The organism is Quisquiliibacterium transsilvanicum (genome assembly GCF_014202215.1).
In the GTDB taxonomy this organism is placed as follows: domain Bacteria; phylum Pseudomonadota; class Gammaproteobacteria; order Burkholderiales; family Burkholderiaceae_E; genus Quisquiliibacterium; species Quisquiliibacterium transsilvanicum.
Window position 1 is genome coordinate 38,668 of record NZ_JACHGB010000007.1, and the last position, 17,996, is coordinate 56,663.

20 protein-coding genes are annotated in these 17,996 nt (G+C 68.5%); 14 read left to right on the plus strand and 6 right to left on the minus strand.

Going from position 1 to position 17,996, the window contains the following annotated elements; genetic code table 11:
* Positions 1–14: 14 nt before the first annotated feature.
* From thiL to HNQ70_RS17300, 11 genes are all read left to right on the plus strand, one after another.
* Entirely contained in the window at positions 15–950 is a 936-nt protein-coding gene (gene thiL, locus HNQ70_RS17250; protein WP_183970083.1) for a thiamine-phosphate kinase, read from the plus strand.
* Complete coding sequence (locus tag HNQ70_RS17255) at positions 934–1,515, plus strand: phosphatidylglycerophosphatase A family protein (protein WP_183970085.1); 582 nt, start codon at positions 934–936, stop codon at positions 1,513–1,515. Before thiL ends, HNQ70_RS17255 begins: the two co-directional genes overlap by 17 nt.
* A complete protein-coding gene (locus HNQ70_RS17260; protein ID WP_183970093.1) occupies positions 1,512–2,147 on the plus strand; it encodes a CinA family protein in 636 nt (211 codons plus the stop codon). Before HNQ70_RS17255 ends, HNQ70_RS17260 begins: the two co-directional genes overlap by 4 nt.
* Positions 2,148–2,231: 84 nt before the next feature.
* On the plus strand, positions 2,232–3,272 hold the full coding sequence (gene recA / locus HNQ70_RS17265; RefSeq protein WP_183970457.1) for a recombinase RecA: 1,041 nt from the start codon (positions 2,232–2,234) through the stop codon (positions 3,270–3,272).
* A gap of 17 nt (positions 3,273–3,289) precedes the next feature.
* Positions 3,290–3,754, plus strand: a complete 465-nt coding sequence (gene recX / locus HNQ70_RS17270; protein WP_183970095.1) for a recombination regulator RecX — start codon at positions 3,290–3,292, stop codon at positions 3,752–3,754.
* Between the two features lie 314 nt (positions 3,755–4,068).
* The gene (gene sucC, locus HNQ70_RS17275) at positions 4,069–5,235 is read left to right on the plus strand and encodes an ADP-forming succinate--CoA ligase subunit beta (RefSeq protein WP_183970097.1); all 1,167 of its coding nucleotides are present in this window, start codon (positions 4,069–4,071) and stop codon (positions 5,233–5,235) included.
* A gap of 24 nt (positions 5,236–5,259) precedes the next feature.
* Positions 5,260–6,141, plus strand: a complete 882-nt coding sequence (gene sucD / locus HNQ70_RS17280; protein WP_183970099.1) for a succinate--CoA ligase subunit alpha — start codon at positions 5,260–5,262, stop codon at positions 6,139–6,141.
* A 43-nt stretch (positions 6,142–6,184) separates the two neighbouring features.
* Complete coding sequence (locus tag HNQ70_RS17285; protein WP_183970101.1) at positions 6,185–6,898, plus strand: YjbE family putative metal transport protein; 714 nt, start codon at positions 6,185–6,187, stop codon at positions 6,896–6,898.
* Positions 6,899–7,044: 146 nt separating this feature from the next.
* Positions 7,045–7,674 carry an FHA domain-containing protein gene (locus HNQ70_RS17290; protein WP_183970103.1) on the plus strand — a complete coding sequence of 210 codons (630 nt, stop codon included), beginning with the start codon at positions 7,045–7,047 and terminating at the stop codon, positions 7,672–7,674.
* 49 nt (positions 7,675–7,723) lie between these two features.
* Entirely contained in the window at positions 7,724–9,895 is a 2,172-nt protein-coding gene (locus HNQ70_RS17295) for a CHASE2 domain-containing protein (protein ID WP_183970105.1), read from the plus strand.
* Between the two features lie 40 nt (positions 9,896–9,935).
* Positions 9,936–10,634, plus strand: a complete 699-nt coding sequence (locus HNQ70_RS17300; protein ID WP_343060822.1) for a 3',5'-cyclic-nucleotide phosphodiesterase — start codon at positions 9,936–9,938, stop codon at positions 10,632–10,634.
* 52 nt (positions 10,635–10,686) lie between these two features.
* On the opposite strand, the gene HNQ70_RS17305 is transcribed toward HNQ70_RS17300, so the two are convergent.
* The 6 genes from HNQ70_RS17305 to HNQ70_RS17330 form a co-directional block, all read right to left on the minus strand.
* Positions 10,687–11,001 carry an addiction module antidote protein gene (locus HNQ70_RS17305; protein WP_183970109.1) on the minus strand — a complete coding sequence of 105 codons (315 nt, stop codon included), beginning with the start codon at positions 10,999–11,001 and terminating at the stop codon, positions 10,687–10,689.
* 6 nt (positions 11,002–11,007) lie between these two features.
* On the minus strand, positions 11,008–11,301 hold the full coding sequence (locus HNQ70_RS17310; RefSeq protein WP_183970111.1) for a type II toxin-antitoxin system RelE/ParE family toxin: 294 nt from the start codon (positions 11,299–11,301) through the stop codon (positions 11,008–11,010).
* A gap of 409 nt (positions 11,302–11,710) precedes the next feature.
* A complete protein-coding gene (locus HNQ70_RS17315; RefSeq protein ID WP_183970113.1) occupies positions 11,711–13,222 on the minus strand; it encodes a tripartite tricarboxylate transporter permease in 1,512 nt (503 codons plus the stop codon).
* On the minus strand, positions 13,222–13,743 hold the full coding sequence (locus tag HNQ70_RS17320) for a tripartite tricarboxylate transporter TctB family protein (RefSeq protein ID WP_183970115.1): 522 nt from the start codon (positions 13,741–13,743) through the stop codon (positions 13,222–13,224). Before HNQ70_RS17320 ends, HNQ70_RS17315 begins: the two co-directional genes overlap by 1 nt.
* 7 nt (positions 13,744–13,750) lie before the next feature.
* Positions 13,751–14,719 carry a Bug family tripartite tricarboxylate transporter substrate binding protein gene (locus HNQ70_RS17325; protein WP_183970117.1) on the minus strand — a complete coding sequence of 323 codons (969 nt, stop codon included), beginning with the start codon at positions 14,717–14,719 and terminating at the stop codon, positions 13,751–13,753.
* A 203-nt stretch (positions 14,720–14,922) separates the two neighbouring features.
* On the minus strand, positions 14,923–16,284 hold the full coding sequence (locus tag HNQ70_RS17330; protein ID WP_183970120.1) for a Fic family protein: 1,362 nt from the start codon (positions 16,282–16,284) through the stop codon (positions 14,923–14,925).
* 370 nt (positions 16,285–16,654) lie between these two features.
* On the opposite strand from HNQ70_RS17330, the gene HNQ70_RS17335 reads away from it, so the two are divergent.
* The 3 genes from HNQ70_RS17335 (at position 16,655) to HNQ70_RS17345 (ending at position 17,982) form a co-directional block, all read left to right on the plus strand.
* Positions 16,655–17,095 carry a pilin gene (locus HNQ70_RS17335; protein ID WP_183970459.1) on the plus strand — a complete coding sequence of 147 codons (441 nt, stop codon included), beginning with the start codon at positions 16,655–16,657 and terminating at the stop codon, positions 17,093–17,095.
* Positions 17,096–17,378: 283 nt separating this feature from the next.
* On the plus strand, positions 17,379–17,558 hold the full coding sequence (locus tag HNQ70_RS17340; protein WP_183970122.1) for a rubredoxin: 180 nt from the start codon (positions 17,379–17,381) through the stop codon (positions 17,556–17,558).
* Positions 17,559–17,580: 22 nt separating this feature from the next.
* A complete protein-coding gene (locus HNQ70_RS17345; RefSeq protein WP_183970124.1) occupies positions 17,581–17,982 on the plus strand; it encodes a response regulator in 402 nt (133 codons plus the stop codon).
* The last annotated feature ends 14 nt before the right edge of the window (positions 17,983–17,996 follow it).

A 17,996-nucleotide genomic window follows, 5' to 3' on the forward strand; every position in this document is an offset into this window, starting at 1 on the left:
CCGGACCGCGCCCGATGGGCGAGTTCGAGCTGATCTCCCGGTTCTTCGACCGCGGGCCAGCGCGCCGCAGCGAGCTGGGCGTGGGCGACGACTGCGCCATCCTGCGCGCGCAGGCGCCCGGCACGACGCTGGCCGTGGCCACCGACATGCTGGTGGCCGGCCGGCACTTCCTTGCCTCGGCCGACCCCGCTTCGGTCGGACACAAGGCGCTGGCGGTCAACCTGTCCGACCTGGCCGCGATGGGCGCCCGACCGCTCGCCTTCACGCTGGCGCTGGCGCTTCCCGATGCCGACGAGCGCTGGCTGGAGGGTTTCTCTGCGGGCATGTTCGCGCTCGCCGACCAGCATGACTGCGAGCTGATCGGCGGCGACACCACCCGTGGGCCGCTGAACGTGTGCATCACCGTGCTGGGCGAGCTTCCGGTTGGCGCTGCGCTGCGCCGCGACCGGGCGGAGCCCGGCGACGATCTCTGGGTCTCGGGCGAACTCGGCGGCGCTGCGCTGGCCGTCAGGCTCGGCGAAGCAGCGCTGCCTGCCGAGCGCGCCCGGCTCGACCGTCCGCAGCCGCGGGTGGCGCTGGGCCTGGCGCTGCGCCACCTGGCACGGGCAGCCATCGATGTCTCCGACGGTCTGGTCGGCGACCTCGGCCATGTCTGCGAGCGCTCCCGCGTGGGCGCCGAGGTCCAGTGGCCGGCGGTGCCGCTGGCGCCGGGGCTCGCGCAGTCGGCGGCCCAGGATCGCCCCGCGTTGGCGCTGGCGGGCGGCGACGATTACGAACTCCTCTTTAGTGCCGCGCCCGAAAACCGCAGCTCGATCGAGGCGCTCGCCGGTCCGCTGGGCCTGCGGCTGTCGCGCATCGGCCGCATCGTCCCAGGGCAGGGAGTGCGGGTGCTCGACGAGCGCGGCCGTCCGATGGCGGCGGGGCTGCACGCTTATGACCACTTCGCCTGAACCCCGGCCGGAGCCGGTCGGCGCTGGTTCCGGCGCTGGCACAGGCGCTGCCTCGCGGGCCGGCGCGCCCGCCCCGGCGGATGCGCCGAAGCGTCCCACCGCGGCCTTCATGCGCGCCCGGCTGTCGCACCTGGTCGCACTGGGGTTTGGCAGCGGCTTGTCGCCGGTCGCGCCCGGCACCGTGGGCACACTCTGGGCCTGGCTTGCGTGGATGGTCATCGGAAACTGGGTGCAGGGCCCCGCGCTGTTGATGTTCCCGTTGCTGGGCTTCGCGCTGGGTGTCATCGCCTGCGGGCGCACCGGCCGCGCGCTGGGCAGCCACGACCACGGCGCCATCGTCTGGGACGAGGTGGTCGCCTTCTGGCTGGTGCTGGCGCTGTTGCCGGCCGGCTTTGGCTGGCAGCTGGCCGCTTTCGTGCTGTTCCGCTTCTTCGACATCGTCAAGCCACCTCCCATCAGGCACTTCGACCGCACGGTCGGGGGCGGCTTCGGCGTGATGTTCGACGACCTGCTGGCGGCCTTCTACACGCTGCTGGCGATCGCAGCCTGGAGGGCGCTGGGATGACGGCCGGTCCGCTGCCGGCCCCGGAACTCGTCGGCACGCCTGCCTCGCGACCGGATCCGCTTGCCGCCGACCGGGCCAACCAGCAGTCCGATCCGGTGGTCGTCGCCGCAGCCGCGCTGGGCCGCCGCCTGCAGGCGCTGGGCGGCATGGCGGTGACCGTGGAGTCCTGCACCGGCGGGCTGATCGCCTGCGCCTTCACCGAGACGGCGGGCTCCAGCGCCTGGTTCGATCGCGGCTTCGTGACCTACACCAACGATGCGAAGATGGAGCTCGTCGGCGTGTCCGCGGCCGCGCTCGAGGCCCACGGCGCCGTCAGCGAGCCGGTGGCCGCCGAAATGGCGCGCGGCGGGCTGGCCCGCAGCGGCGCCCGGCTGGCACTGTCGGTCACCGGCATCGCGGGACCGGGCGGCGGCGTGCCCGGCAAGCCGGTGGGCACAGTGTGCTTCGGCTGGGCGCTCGCTGCCGGTGGGGGCGACGGTACGGCGTCTGCGGCCGGCGGGGGCCGCGCGTGCGCGCTCGTTCGTACCGCCACGCTGCGCTTCGACGGCGACCGTGCCCAGGTGCGCCGTCAGGCGGCGCTGCATGCCCTTCAGCAGGGTCTCCTACTGCTGGCGGCCGACCCGAAAGACTGATTGTTTATACAGTAGTTTGCTGCCATACTTCCTTCAACGAGCCAACCCAAGAAGGAAGCCCTGGCCATGGACAAGGTGATCAACATGGACGACGCAAAGAACAAGACCGACCGCGCAAAGGCCCTGTCGGCCGCGCTTGCCCAGATCGAGAAGCAGTTCGGCAAGGGCTCCATCATGAAGCTCGCCGACGGCGAAGTGGTCGAGGACATCCAGGTGGTGTCCACCGGCTCGCTGGGGCTGGACATCGCGCTGGGCGTGGGCGGCCTGCCCCGCGGCCGGGTGGTCGAGATCTACGGCCCCGAGTCCTCCGGCAAGACCACGCTCACGCTGCAGGTCATCGCCGAGATGCAGAAAATCGGTGGCACCTGCGCCTTCATCGATGCCGAGCATGCGCTCGATCCCCAGTACGCGCAGAAGCTCGGCGTTCGTCTTGAAGACCTCCTGATTTCTCAGCCCGACACGGGCGAGCAGGCGCTCGAGATCGCCGATGCACTGGTGCGATCCGGTTCGGTCGACATGATCGTCATCGACTCCGTCGCGGCGCTCACGCCCAGGGCCGAGATCGAGGGCGAGATGGGCGACTCCCTCCCTGGCCTGCAGGCGCGGCTGATGTCGCAGGCGCTGCGCAAGCTCACCGGCACCATCAAGCGCACCAACTGCCTGGTCATCTTCATCAACCAGATCCGGATGAAGATCGGCGTGATGTTCGGCAACCCCGAGACCACCACCGGTGGCAACGCGCTGAAGTTCTACGCCTCGGTCCGCCTGGACATCCGCCGTACAGGCTCCATCAAGAAGGGTGACGAGGTCATCGGCTCCGAGACCAAGGTCAAGGTGGTGAAGAACAAGGTGGCGCCGCCCTTCAAGCAGGCCCAGTTCGACATCCTCTATGGCGAGGGAATTTCCCGCCATGGCGAAATCCTCGATCTCGGCGCGGAGTGCGGCGTCGTCGACAAGAGCGGGGCGTGGTACAGCTACTCCGGCGAGCGCGTGGGGCAGGGCAAGGACAACGCCCGCGAGTTCCTGCGTGAGCATCCGGAGATGGCGCTCGACATCGAGAACCGCATCCGCGCCCACTACGGGGTGTCGGTGCGCGGTCCGGCTGCAGCCGCAGACGCGGCCTGAGCCTGGGGAGAAGGGCGTTGGCAGGCGCGCGCGGCCCCTCGCTGCGCGGGCGTGCGCTCAAGCTGCTCTCGATGCGCGAGCAGAGCCGCAGCGAGCTCACCCGCAAGCTGGCGCCTCATGCCGAGTCCGCGGAGCAACTGGAGGCGCTGCTCGATGAGCTCCAGCGCGCCGGCTTCCTGTCCGAACAGCGCTTCGCCGAGAGCCTGGCGCGGCGTCGTTCGGAGCGCTACGGCCGGCGCTTCATAGAGCACGAGCTGGATCAGCATCGGGTTGCGGGCGAGGTGGCGGCGCCCATCCTGCGCGCGCTGGCCGCAGACGAACGCACGCGCGCCCAGGCGCTCTGGGAGCGCCGCTTCGGCAGTCCGCCGGCCGATCTCGCCGAGCGGGCACGCCAACATCGCTTCCTTGCCCAGCGCGGATTCGACGGCGAAACGATCGCCTGGGTGCTGCGCGAAGCCACCCGCACGAACCGGAACGGCTGAACTCCAGCCGGGCCCAAAGCGTCCAGACCGCCTGAATCTGCGCCTGGGGCCTGTGCTAACATTCTTGGCTCCGGCGTCGTTGCGGCGCACAACAGATTGCTCGAACAATGCCTCTGCCGCCGGCAAGCGCTTATCGAACGCGGTCCGCCGCGGTTTCCGAAGAGACGATGGCCCGCCAGCAGCATGCGCCGGTCAGCCGCTCATCGAGACACTCCCCCAGAATCCAGACCCGCGAGGCTGCGGCGTATACCGGCGTGGGCCGATAGCGCCGTGGTGCCTGCGAAACGCATCCACGACTCCGAGGGCAAACACCCATGAAGATCCATGAGTACCAGGGCAAGGAAATCCTGAAGCGCTACGGCGTTCCGGTGCCGCGCGGGATTCCCTGCTTCACCGTCGAAGAGGCAGTCAAGGCTGCCGAGACCCTCGGCGGTCCGGTCTGGGTCGTCAAGGCGCAGATCCACGCCGGCGGCCGCGGCAAGGGCGGCGGCGTCAAGGTAACCAAGTCGCTGGACGAAGTCCGCGAATGGGCCGGCAAGATCCTCGGCATGCAGCTGATCACGCACCAGACCGGTCCCGAGGGACAGAAGGTGCGTCGCCTGCTGGTCGAAGAGGGCGCCGACATCAGCAAGGAGCTCTACCTGGGCATGGTCGTCGACCGCGTGACGCAGCGCGTCACCGTGATGGCCTCCAGCGAGGGCGGCATGGACATCGAAGAGGTGGCCGAGCACAGCCCCGAGAAGATCCACAAGGTCGCGGTCGACCCGGTCAACGGTCTGTCCGATGCCGAGGCCGACGGGCTCTCCCGCAAGATCGGCGTGCCCGAGGGCTCGCTGCCCAAGGCGCGCGCAGTGCTGCAGGGGCTGTACAAGGCATTCTGGGAGACCGACTCCAGCCTGGCCGAGATCAACCCGCTGATCCTCACGGGTTCGGGTGACGTGATCGCCCTCGACGCCAAGATCAACTTCGACAGCAACGCGCTGTACCGCCATCCGGAGCTGGTCGAGATGCGCGACCTCGACGAGGAAGACCCCGCCGAGGTGGAGGCCAGCAAGTTCGACCTGGCCTACATCCAGCTCGACGGCAACATCGGCTGCCTGGTCAACGGCGCCGGCCTCGCGATGGCCACCATGGACACCATCAAGCTGTTCGGCGGCGAGCCGGCCAACTTCCTGGACGTGGGCGGCGGCGCCACCACCGAGAAGGTCACCGAGGCCTTCAAGATCATGCTGCGCAACCCCAACCTCAAGGCCATCCTGGTCAACATCTTCGGCGGCATCATGCGCTGCGACGTCATCGCCGAGGGCGTGGTGGCGGCCTCCCGTGCGGTCGGCCTGAAGGTGCCGCTGGTGGTCCGGATGAAGGGCACCAACGAGGAGCTGGGCAAGAAGCTGCTTGCGGAGTCGGGGCTGCCGATCATCGCGGCGGACACGATGGCCGATGCGGCCGAGCGGGTGGTCCAGGCGGCCGCCAAGGCCTGAGCAGCGCACTAGGAAACCGAACACATGTCGATCCTGATCAGCAAGGACACCAAGGTCATCACCCAGGGGATCACCGGCAAGACCGGCCAGTTCCACACCCGGGCCTGTCGTGACTACGCAAACGGACGTGCCGCCTACGTGGCGGGCGTCAACCCCAAGAAGGCCGGCGAGGACTTCGAGGGCATCCCCATCTACGCCACGGTCAAGGAAGCCAAGGCCCAGACCGGCGCCACGGTGTCCGTGGTCTACGTGCCGCCCGCGGGCGCTGCCGACGCGATCTGGGAGGCGGCCGACGCCGACCTCGACCTGGTCATCTGCATCACCGAGGGCATCCCGGTGCGCGACATGATCGTCGTGCGCGACCGCATGCGCCGCGAGGGCAAGAAGACGCTGCTGCTCGGGCCCAACTGCCCCGGCGTCATCACCCCCGACGAGCTCAAGATCGGCATCATGCCCGGCCACATCCACAAGAAGGGCCGCATCGGCGTGGTGTCGCGCTCCGGCACGCTCACCTACGAGGCGGTGGGGCAGCTCACCGCGCTGGGCCTGGGGCAGTCGAGCGCCGTGGGCATCGGCGGCGACCCGGTCAACGGGCTCAAGCACATCGACGTGCTGCGCCTGTTCAACGACGACCCCGACACCGATGCCGTGGTCATGATCGGCGAGATCGGCGGCTCCGACGAGGAAGAGGCGGCGCTCTGGGTCAAGGACAACATGAAGAAGCCGGTGGTCGGCTTCATCGCCGGCGTCACCGCGCCTCCCGGCAAGCGAATGGGGCACGCGGGCGCCATCATCTCCGGCGGCAAGGGCACGGCCCAGGAAAAGCTGTCGGTGATGGAGGCCTGCGGCATCCGCGTTACCCGCAACCCCTCGGAGATGGGCAAGCTCCTCAAGTCGGTGCTCTGAAGCACCTCCCGGCAGACGCCCGCATCTACAAACGGACTGGCAAGTGATCGAGTTCCTCACCACTCTGAGCTGGGCCGCAGTGCTCCAGATCATCATCATCGACATCCTGCTCGGCGGGGACAATGCGGTGGTGATCGCGCTGGCGTGCCGCAACCTGCCGCCGCACCAGCGTACCAAGGGCATCCTCTGGGGGACGGCGGGCGCAATCGTCCTGCGGGTGATCCTGATCGCCTTCGCGGTGACCCTGCTGCAGGTGCCTTTCCTCAAACTGGTCGGCGGCGCGCTGCTGATCTGGATCGGCATGAAGCTGCTGGTGCCGGAGAACGAGGATGCGCACGGCAATCTCGAGGGTTCCGGCAGCCTGATGGGGGCCATCAAGACCGTCATCGTTGCCGACCTGGTGATGAGCGTCGACAACGTCATCGCCATCGCGGGTGCCGCGCAGCAGGCCGATCCGGATCACCAGCTCGGCCTGGTGATCTTCGGCCTGCTGGTCAGCATTCCGCTGATCGTCTGGGGCAGCCAGCTGGTGCTCAAGCTGATCGACCGCTTCCCGCTGGTGGTGCTCGCGGGCGCGGCGCTGCTGGGCTGGATCGCCGGCGGAATGATGATCACCGACATCGCAGTGGTCGGGCAGATCGGCGAACCCAGTTCCGCGCTGAAGTACGGTGCGTCGGCGTTGGGCGCGCTGCTGGTGGTGGCGCTGGGCGAGTTTGCCAAGCGCCGTCAGCGCGGCCGGGCGCGCCCCGCGCACTGAAGAGGGTGCAGGGCTGGCCGGCGCCCGCCGGCCGCTCGTCCGGTTTTCGCGTGCCGCACGTCAGCTTCCCGCCACCCGGCGGGAAGCTGCGCCCGTTCATGAAATTGTTCCTTCAGGGGCGCATCCCGCCGCCCTAGATTGGTGGGATGCAGCAACATGAGAACACGGTGACCGCGCGCCTGGTGCTGAGTTTCGGCGATCTGGTGCTGCGCAGCTTCCCCGTAGTCAAGACCCACATCACGATCGGGCGGCGGCCCTACAACGACATCGCGCTCGACGATCTCACGGTCAGCGGCGAGCATGCGGTCATCCTGTCAGACAGCGCCGGGCGAATCGTCAAGGACCTCAACAGCCGCAACGGTACGCTGGTCAACGGCCGGGCGATGCAGTCCCACCGGCTGCAGCACGCGGACCTGATCGAGGTCGGCATCTACCGCTTGCGCTACCTGGTCGAGCATCGCGAGCCCCCCGCGGCGGCGCCGGACGACGCGCAGGCGCAGGCAAGCCTGGAATGGCTCACCGGCCCCCAGCGCGGCAGCGCCCAGCCGGTCGACCGGCCGATCGTGCCCATCGCGGGTGCGGGCAACCAGGTGGCCGTTGTCTCGCGCCGGCGCAATGGTTTCTTCGTCACACACCTGGAAGGGCTCGCCTTCCCGCTGGTGAACGGGGAGTCTATCGGCCTGGGCTCGCATCCGCTGTCCGATGGCGACCTGATCGAGCTCTCCGGGACGATGCTGCGCTTCCGGGTGCGGGCCGGCGGTCCGCTCGACGAATGACCCGGCGCCGGGCGGCCCCGGGCCGCCTGCGCCCGACCGAGGACATGCCTTGCTGCTGCGCCTGCTGAGCTGGCTGCGTCGCCCGGCGGTCGGACTGCTGCTCACCGCCATCGCCAGCGCGGGTGCGCTTGGGCTGCTGCCCTTCCCGATCTCCGAAGCCCTGGACCGGCTGGTCTACGACGCGCGGCTGCGTGGCAAGGCGGCTGCTTTCGACGAGCGCGTGGTGATCGTCGACGTCGACGAGCGCAGCCTGGCCGCGCAGGGGCGCTGGCCCTGGTCGCGCCAGACCGTGGCGCGGCTGGTCGAGCGCATCGTGGTCGACGGCGGGGCCAGCGTCGTCGGACTGGATACGCTTTTCGCCGAACCGGAGCGCGACACCGACGGCGATGCCGTGCTCGCCGCCGCACTGCAGGGGCGCCCGGTGGTGCTCGGCTTCTACTTGAGCTCCGACCGGGGCGGCGTCACGACCGGCGAACTCCCTCCGCCGGTGATGAACGTCGGCGCCTTCGCCCAGTCCGGCCACCGCATCACCGCCTGGACCGGCTTCGGCGCCAACCTCCCGCAACTGCAGCAGGCCGCGGCAGGCGCGGGCTTCTTCAACCCGCTGGTCGACTCGGACGGCGTCGTCCGTGCACTGCCGCTGCTGGCCGAGCACGACGGCCAGGTCTACGAGTCGCTGGTGGTGGCGGTGCTGCGCAGCCACCTGGGCGGCGCCAACCTGGTGCTGGCGCAGGACCGGCTGCTGCTGCGCGGCCCGCGCGGCAGCGCCGTGTTGCCGCTGTCCACCGGGACGACTGCGCTGGTGCCCTTTGCCGGCCGGCTCGTCGGCGGAGCCGCGGCCGGTGGCGCGCCCGGCGCAACGTCCGGCGCAACGTCCGGCCCCGCACCGGGCGCGGCGTCAGACCTAGCCTCCCGCCCCGTTGCCCGGGCGCCCTCCGATTCCAGCCCCTGGGCCGCAGGCGCCGACCGCCCGTCTCGCTTTCGCTACATCGCCGCGGCCGACGTGCTTTCGGGCCGCATCGACCCTGCCGTCTTCCGCAACCGCATCGTTCTGCTCGGCACCTCGGCACCGGGGCTGACCGACCTGCGGGCCACGCCGACGCATGCCGTGTTCCCCGGCGTGGAGATCCACGCCACCCTGATCGCGGCGGCGCTGGATTCCGACGGGAGCGGCGCCTTCATCAAGCGCCGCTCGGAGGCGTCGGCGGCGCTGGGCGCGGCGCTGGTGGCGCTGGCCGGCATCACGCTCGCCTTCGCGCTGCCCGCGATGGGGTCGGTCGGCATCGTGGTGCTCGGCGTGCTTTCGGCAGTCAGCCTGTGGCTGGCCGCGGCGGTGGGCTGGTCCAACTTCGGCATGGCGGTGCCGGTGGCCGCCGGGCTGCTGCTGGTGGCGCTGCTGGCCGGCTTCAACCTGGCGGCCGGCTACTTCGTCGAGGGGCGCGCGCGCCGCGCCGTGGCCAGCCTGTTCGGCGAGTACGTGTCGCCCGCGCTGGTCGAGCGGATGATGCGCGATCCCCGCCGCTACGCCAGCGCCGCCAGCGAGGACCGCGAGCTGAGCATCCTGTTCGTCGACATCCGTGGCTTCACGCGGATTGCGGAAACCATGCAGCCGGACCAGCTGCGCGAGTACATCAACGATTTCCTCACCGCGATGACCGAAGTGGTGCACCGCTACGGCGGAACGGTCGACAAGTACATCGGTGATGCGGTGATGGCCTTCTGGGGCGCGCCGATGGACGATCCGCAGCACGCGGACCATGCCGTCGCCGCTGCGCTGTCGATGCTCGAGGAGGTGCAGCGGCTGAACCGCTCCTACGAGGCGCGTGGCCTGCCGCTGATGCGCGTGGGCATCGGCGTCAACACCGGGGTGGTGCGGGTGGGCGACCTGGGCTCCAGGCTACGCCGCGCATACACGGTGATCGGCGACGCGGTCAACCTGGCCTCGCGTTTGCAGGGATTGACCAAGCAGTTCGAGGCGCAGATCATCGTCGGCGAGTCGACGGTGCGGCAGGCACGCGGCCATGCGTTCGCGGAGTTGGGATACGCGCAGGTGGCCGGCCGCGCCGAGCCGGTGCATGCCTTCGTTCCGGCCGAGCTCGCCGCGGTCCGCACCTTGCCGCTCGAGCGCGCCGAGGCGCGCAGCAACACGGAACGTCCTGTCGAGGGCATCGGGCAGGCGAACGGGGATCGTGCCGATGAAGGTGCGGGTATTAGGCTGTAGCGGCGGCATCGGCGCCCGCGCCCGGACGACTTCCTTCCTGGTGGACGACGACATCCTCCTGGATGCGGGCACCGGCGTGGAAGACCTGTCGGTGGACGAGCTCGCCGCGATCGACCACGTCTTCCTCACGCACTCCCACCTGGATCACATCGCGGCGCTCCCGCTGCTGGTGGATTCGGTGGGCGGCTTGCGCAAGCGGCCGCTGGTGGTGCACGCGCTGGCCGAGACCATCGAGGCGCTGCGCACCCACATCTTCAACTGGGTGATCTGGCCGGACTTCACCGAGATCCCGCACTACGACCGTCCGTGGATGGTGTTCGAGCCGATCGCCATTGGCCAGATGGTGGATCTGGGCGGGCGCTGCGTGCGCAGCCTGCCCGCCAGCCATACCGTGCCGGCCTGCGGCTACCACCTGTACAACGAGCGCGCCAGCCTGGTGTTCTCCGGCGACACCGGCCCCAACGACGAGTTCTGGCAGCAGGTCAACAGCCTGTCGAACCTGCGCTACCTGATCATCGAGACCGCCTTCCCCAACCGCGACCAGGACCTGGCGGTCACCGCCAAGCACCTGTACCCGATCCAGCTCGGCGAGGAACTCGCCAAGCTGCAGCGCCAGCCCGAGGTGCTGATCACGCACCTCAAGCCCTCCGACCGCAAGACCATCGAACGCGAACTCGAGGCCTGGGCCGGACGCTATGCGCCGCGGGTGCTGGAGCGGGGGGAAGTGCTGGAGATGTAGAGGTAGAGGCGCGGGGAGTACCGGTGGGGCCCCGGTGCGGCCACTGTGACGACTACGCCGCCGCTGCGTGCAGCTTGACCCCTAGCGCACGCGCAACTTTCAGCACTGTGGCGAAGCTAGGATTGCCATTCGCGCTCAGGGCCCGATAGAGGCTCTCACGGCTGAGGCCCGCGTCCTTGGCAACCTGGCTCATGCCCTTGGCGCGGGCAATGTCCCCAAGTGCCTTCGTGATCCCTGCTGCGTCGTCCGGAGCTTCTTCGAGCCAGGCGTCGAGGTACGCCGCCATTTCTTCGGGTGTACGCAGGTGTTCCGCGACGTCGTAGGGCGTCGTCCGCGTCGAGATGGTCTTGCTCGCGGCATGAGGCATGACGTTTTACTCCTTGAAGCTCCTGGCCAACTCGAGAGCCAACCGGATGTCCTTCGACTGGCTCGATTTGTCGCCTCCCGCCAAGAGAAGCAACAGCCTCGCACCCCGCTGTGCGTAGTACACCCTGTATCCAGGGCCGAAGTCGATCTTCAACTCTGACACACCGTCAGTCAGGTTGCGATGCTCGCCTGGATTCCCGTTGATCAGCCGTTCGACACGAACGAGGATGCGAGCCCGAGCCGCTTGGTCTCTGAGCGCATCGATCCACTGCGCGTACTCATCGGTTTTTTCCACCCGCACGACGATGGTGTCGCTTCTGGGCTACAAATGTCAATGGGAGTGCTCAGCGAGACGCCGATGCTCCCAGTGTCGCTTGAACCAGCGCGCTGCCGGATGCGCGTCGGCCCTACGGACGATGGGATCGGCCGCAGGGATCAGGGTGAATGGGGCGAAGCTTCCAGGCCGCAGTTCCGACGTGCGCGGGACCTCGAGACGTGCCCTGCAGTGATTTCGTGTTCGGGCGAAACAGCAGATCGATCTTGACGAAGACTTCAGCGCTCATGCGCCTGATTGCGGCTCAGCGGCCCCTCTTGCACCGGCACCGGCTGCCTCAATGCCCGAAGCGCGCGCCGACGGGTGGGCTCGAACGCATTCAGCTCGGCCACCGCCCTGGTCACAAGGTCCGCGACCCAGACTGGCCTCCGCACGTTCACGGCTCCGACGCCGTCGGCTTCTCCAGCGCAGGCGCGATCACCCTGCGCGGTATGAACGCGATCACCACCAGGATCACCGTGATCACGGCGAAGGCGATCGAGATCGGCGTCGACACGAAGATCGACAGTTCGCCGTCCGAGATGGCCAGCGCCCGGCGCACCGAGCGCTCGAAGATCCCGCCCAGCACGTAGGCGAGGATCACGATGCCGAGGTCGTAGCCATAGCGGCGCAGGATGTAGCCGATGACGCCGAACATCACCGCGAGCAGCACGTCCATGGGCGCGCTGTTGGTGGAGTAGACGCCGATCAGGCACACCATCAGGATGATCGGCGCCAGCCAGGCGCGCGGCACGTCGAGCACGCGCACGAAGAGGCCGATCAGCGGCAGGTTCAGGATCAGCAGCATCACGTTGCCCACGTACATGCTGGCAACGATTCCCCAGAAGATCTCGGGCTGGCGTTCCATGATGGTGGGGCCGGGCGCCACGCCGTGGATCATGAAGGCGCCGAGCAGCAGGGCGGTGACGGCGTTGGCCGGCACGCCCATGCAGAGCAGCGGTACGAAGGCTCCGGCCGTGCCCGCGTTGTTGGCGGCCTCGGGGCCGGCAAGCCCTTCCACCGCGCCCTTGCCGAACTCTTCCGGGCGCTTGGAGAGCTTGCGCTCGGTGGCGTAGGAGAGGAAGGTGGCCAGCACCGCGCCGCCGCCCGGAATCAGCCCGACCAGGAAGCCGAGCACGGTGCCGCGCGCCACCGGGGCCACGGAGCGCCGGGCCTCGTCGCGGTTCGGCATGAAGCCCAGCAGCGTGGAGGGCGGGGGCAGCACCTTCATCTTCTCGGGCTTGCCCAGGGCCATCGACAGCACTTCGGAGATGCCGAACAGGCCGATGGCCAGCGGCACCAGGTCGATGCCGCCGATGAGATGGAACACGCCGAAGGTCAGCCGCGCCGACCCGGTCTGCGGGTCGGAACCCACGGTGCCGAGCAGCAGGCCGAAGGCCGCCATCAGCAGCGCCTTGAGCTTCGATCCGCTCGAGAAATAGGTGACCAGGGCCAGACCGGCGAGCATCACCATCGAGTACTCGGCGGGCCCGAAGGCCAGCACCCAGCGCGACAGCGGCGGCGACAGGTAGGAGATGGCGAGCACGCCGACGGTGCCGGCGAAGAACGATCCCATGGCGGCGATGCCGAGCGCCGCGCCGGCGCGTCCCTTGCGGGCCATCTCGTAGCCGTCCAGGCAGGTGATCACCGAGGACGCCTCCCCGGGGATGCGCATCAGCACCGAGGTGACGGTGCCGCCGTAGGCCACGCCGTAATAGATGCCCGACAGCATGATGATCGCCGAGGTGACGTCCATCTTGTAGGTGATGGGCAGCAGCAGGGCGATGGTGGTGAGCGGGCCGAGGCCGGGCAGGATGCCGACCACGGTCCCGAGGAACACGCCGATGAAGCAGTAGAGCAGGGTGGCCGGCTGGAAGACCGTGGCAAAGCCGCCGATGAGGTTTTCCATTACAGCAGGCCTCCGGCGCGCAGCAGGGCGCGCAGCGCGCGGTCGGCCGGGCCTTCGGGCAGGCTGACCTGGAGCAGCCAGCCGAAGCCGAGCTGGCCCACGAGCGCCACGAGGGCCGCGGTGATCAGCGTGGGCCGCCAGCGCACGCCTTCGCCGAAGCGCATGATGACGACGATGACCGCGAACGCGGTGGCGATGAACCCCGCCCACCACGAACCGGCCACCAGGAGCACGAGCGCCAGCAGGTAGAAGTGGAAGACGCGCCTCTCCGCCGGCGCTGCCAGGTCGTAGCGCGAGACCGCTTCGCTGTCGTCGCTCTCAAGCGGCTCGGCTTCGCGCCGCTCGAGGATCAGCACCAGCGCCGACAGCGCGATGGCGATCATCGAGAGAACCTGCGGGAAGATCCCGGTGCCGGGGCCGTCGAAGCCCCAGCGCGGCAGCGAATGCGCCTGCCCGTACGTGGCCGCCGCTGCGAGCAGCAGCCCCAGTGCAGTCCAGCGCGCTCCAGACATCATCGGCATGGGAGGCTCAGCGCGTCTTCATGCCGGATTCGGTCAGGATCTGGATGAACAGCGGCTCCATGTCCTTCATGTACTTGTGGAAGTCGGGGCCGCTGCGGTACGAGGGCGCGACGCCCAGCTTGGTGAGTTGGTCGAGCACCTCGGGATCCTTGATCGCGATCGCGAACGCCTCCTGCATGCGGTCGCGGATCTTCGGGTCGACGCCGCGCGGGAAGGCATAGCCCATCGGGCCGAAGCTGATGTAGTTGTAGCCGAGCTCACGCAGGGTGGGCACGTTGGGGTATTCCGGCCAGCGTGCGGGCGAGGCGGACGCGAGCAGGCGCAGGTTGCCGGCCTCGATCTGCGGCTTCATCTCGGTGGCGCTCTGCAGCGTCATGTCCACGTGGCCGCCCACCGCCTGCAGCACGGATTCCGAGCCGCCCGAGAAGACGATCCAGCGCAGGTTGGCGCCATTGAGCTTGGCCATCTGGAACATCGGCAGCACGTTGTTCGGGCTGGTCGAGCTGTAGGTCAGGCGCTTTTCCTTCGACATCTTGACGATGTCGTCGACGCTCTTGATCGGCGAATCCTTGCGCACGCCGATGCCGTAGCGCAGTTCGGCGATCTGCGCGATCAGGTCGAAGGCCTCCCAGGGTTTGAAGGGCAGGTCCACCATGTGCGGCGCGGTGAGGTAGGAAGACGACCCCACCAGCCCCATCGTGTAGCCGTCGGGCGCGCTGCGCGCCAGCTCCGCCGGGCCGAGCTGCCCCGCGCCGCCCGGCACTGCCTTGATCACCACCGGCTTGCCCAGCGTCTTCTCGATGCTGCGCGCGAAGGCGCGCGCCGTCAGCTCGGTGGCCGACCCCGGCGGGAAGTTGTTGATGAGGGTGATTTCCTTCTGCGGCCAGTCGCCTTGCGCGTTGGCGACGGGCGCCAGGAGGCTGGCGCCGACGACGGCGAGCCCTGCGGCAAGGGCGTGAATGCGGATCCTGCTCATCGTGCGTCTCCTGGAATCGTTCTGTTGTGAGCGGACGATGCTATAGGGGCGGCGATGGCGGGTCGATATAGGGATTGCGTTGCCCGGGGCATCCCGGCCGGCTCTGCGGATGGGTTTCGGAACGGAAGCCACGCCGGCAGCGTTCGGGAGCGGGAAGTGAGACGCGGGTGAAAACCCACAACCAGGAGTCGAACCGGCGCTCTTCAGTGCCCGTGCACTGCCTTCCAGGCCATGAACTCGGACGGCCGCAAACCGTAGCGCGCCAGCACGCCCTCGTGCAGCCGCCGCAACTCTTCGACGATCAGGGCCTGCACGTTCGGCTGATCTTCCTGCGGAACATGCTCTGCCACGGATCGTCGAACGCAGGAGAGCGGATCGAGTTCCGGATGCGTGACGACCTCGCGGACGGTCCGCTTGACGAGGTCACGCCAGGCCAGGCGCAGGGGATCGGGCTCCGCCAGCTCCTGCCTGATGGCCAGGTACTCCTGCGTCGAACGTTCGTAGGCCCAGACGTACAGGTCGCGCAGCAGTTCCACCCTGGTCAACTCGTACACGCCGAGGATGGCGCGGCTGTAGGCCTGCTCCGGCACGTCCAGGAAGGTGAGCGGGCACAGGTTGGCGCGGAACAGTGGCAGGTTCGCGGCCAGCCGCGAGGTGCGCTTGTTGATGTCGGCAAAGGGCTGCAGGTAGGGCAGGTGCACCATCATGAAGAAGGACTGCTCGAAGGGGTCACGGATCCGGTTGGCCTTCTCCAGCAGCGCGTCCAGCGCATCGTCGATCTGCTGCGGCGTGGAAAGCGGGCGATAGACGCTCTTGCCGATCTCGACGGCGTGCTGGCGAACGCGCCCCTCGTCCGCCGGATTGGGCAGCAGGTTCTCAGCCAGCGCGCTGTGCAGGTTCATCAGCGTGTAGCGGTTGAACTCGGCACTGTCGATGTTCTCGACCAGCAGTTCGATCGCCGTCTTGTGGTTCAGGATCATCTGCGTTTCGATGGCGGCCTTGCCCCGCGCGGCCTTGCCGTGCTCGATGAGTTCGCGCGTGTCGAGCCGGGAGTAGGTGTTGCCCTCCAGGAGGCTCGACGCCCATGACAGGTCGATCAGCAGCCTGTTGAGGATGGCACGGCTGTAGGTGCCGGCAGGCTCGTCGACGTCAGCGGTCCTGCCCATCCTGTGCAACTGGCGGCGCAGCGACTCGGACAGGTACCAGGTCTCGTTGGGGCGGTAGGCATCCAGGAAGTCCCGCTGGTAGCCCACGGGCTTTCGCGCCTCAGGAGGCTGGTCGACATAGGCGAGGATGTCCTGGCTGTCGGCGGACAAGGGGATGGAGGGCGGAAAGCCGTCGGCTCGGGCGGTCGGCATGCCGGTGCCAGCCTGGGCGCCGGCAGCGAAGTAGCGGCGCGCCCGGCCTTCACCCTGGGCGGTGACCTGGCCGCTCTCGATCAGCTTCGCGATCATGCGCTGCGCCGTTCGCCTGGCAATGTCGGGGTGCCGGGTCAGGAGCTCGGTCAGTGTCGATCCGCCCTCGGATGCTCGAAGGCTGTCCAGCAGGTCGGTGGTCGATGGCATTGCGGCGTTGGCGCAGTTCGGGAGGTTTGTGGCGCGATTCTGGCGCGATTTTTAGAATCGCGCCAGTTGTGGCCGGAAACTGGCGCAGTTCATGGCGGCATTCGCCAGCAGCCCCCTTCACGTCACCGCCGACTGCCCAATCGCGTCACCCCAACCGACGCGACGCGTCACCCGAGCCGCCGCAACACGACGCATCCGGTCACCTGCGGGTCATGCCGGGTGTGAACAATGTCACGCAAATCGCCGCTGTGCGCCGTTCGTCGGCCCGCATCGACCGCGATCCCTGGCTGGCACGCCCCCTGCACCTATGGATGCGAGGGCCGGGGTGGTCCTGACCTGAACTGACCTGAACACACCGATGGAGATCGACATGCAACGCAAGCAAATCCGCCGCAAGATCCAGAAGGGCTTCACGCTGATCGAACTGATGATCGTGGTTGCGATCGTCGGCATCCTGGCCGCTGTTGCACTGCCGGCTTATCAGGACTACACGGTTCGTGCTCGAGTGACCGAGGGTCTCAGCCTTGCGTCTGCGGCCAAGGTGACGGTTGCAGAGAATTCGATGACCGGCGCGGCCACGGCGGGCGCTGGTTGGGAGGCGCCTACGGCGACCGACAATATCGCCTCGGTGGGCATTGGTGCAGACGGCACGATCACGATCACCACGACCGCTAAGGCTGGCGCCGGTACGATCACGATGGTTCCCACTCCTGCTTTCGTGGCCAACACGCCCGCCACCGCGTCCATCTCCTGGGACTGCACGGGCGGTACGCTGGTGGCGAAGTATCGCCCCGCCGAGTGCCGCGCCTAAGCATCGGCAGCACCGCCGGCCCGTCGATCCAGGCGTGATCGCCGGCGAACGAAGGGCCACCCTCGGGTGGCCCTTTCGTTTACCAGGGGCCGGCCAGGCGCGTCCATCGCGCCCAGGCTTCCACCGGTCGGAGACCGGCAGGCGGCGAGGGGCGGTGCCGCTAGCATCGAAGCAGTGAGGAAAGCGGAAGCCCCCGAGAGGGCCGCCGCCCGGGATGGCGAGGGAAACAGCCGGGGTAACATCGCCCCCGCACCAAATCCCCCAACCACCCTGGAAGAAGACGATGAGCGAAGCGCCCTACCGCACCTGGATGTGCCTGATCTGCGGATGGATGTACGACGAGGCAGCTGGGCTGCCCGAGGAAGGGATCGCACCCGGTACCCGTTGGGAGGACATCCCGATGAACTGGACCTGCCCGGAGTGCGGCGCCCGCAAGGAAGATTTCGAGATGGTCGAGGTCTGAACCCTCGGCCGAGGGAGTGACGATGAGCCAGCCAGCGGAACTGACGGGACTGAAGGTGATGGTGGTGGACGACAGCAACACCATCCGTCGAAGCGCGGAGATCTTCCTCGGCCAGGCCGGGTTCCGCGTCATCCTCGCCGAAGATGGCTTCGATGCGCTGGCCAAGGTGGCGGACCACGATCCGGACCTGGTCTTCTGCGACATCCTGATGCCGCGGCTGGACGGCTACCAGACCTGCGCGCTGATCAAGAAGAGCCCGCGCTTCAGCGAGATCCCGGTGATCATGCTGTCGTCCAAGGACGGGCTCTTCGACAAGGCGCGCGGGCGCATGGTGGGCTCGGACCAGTACCTGACCAAGCCCTTCACGAAGGACAGCCTGCTGCAGGCGGTGGCCACGCACGCGCGCCGCGCGCAGCCTGCCTGATCCGCCGGAACTCC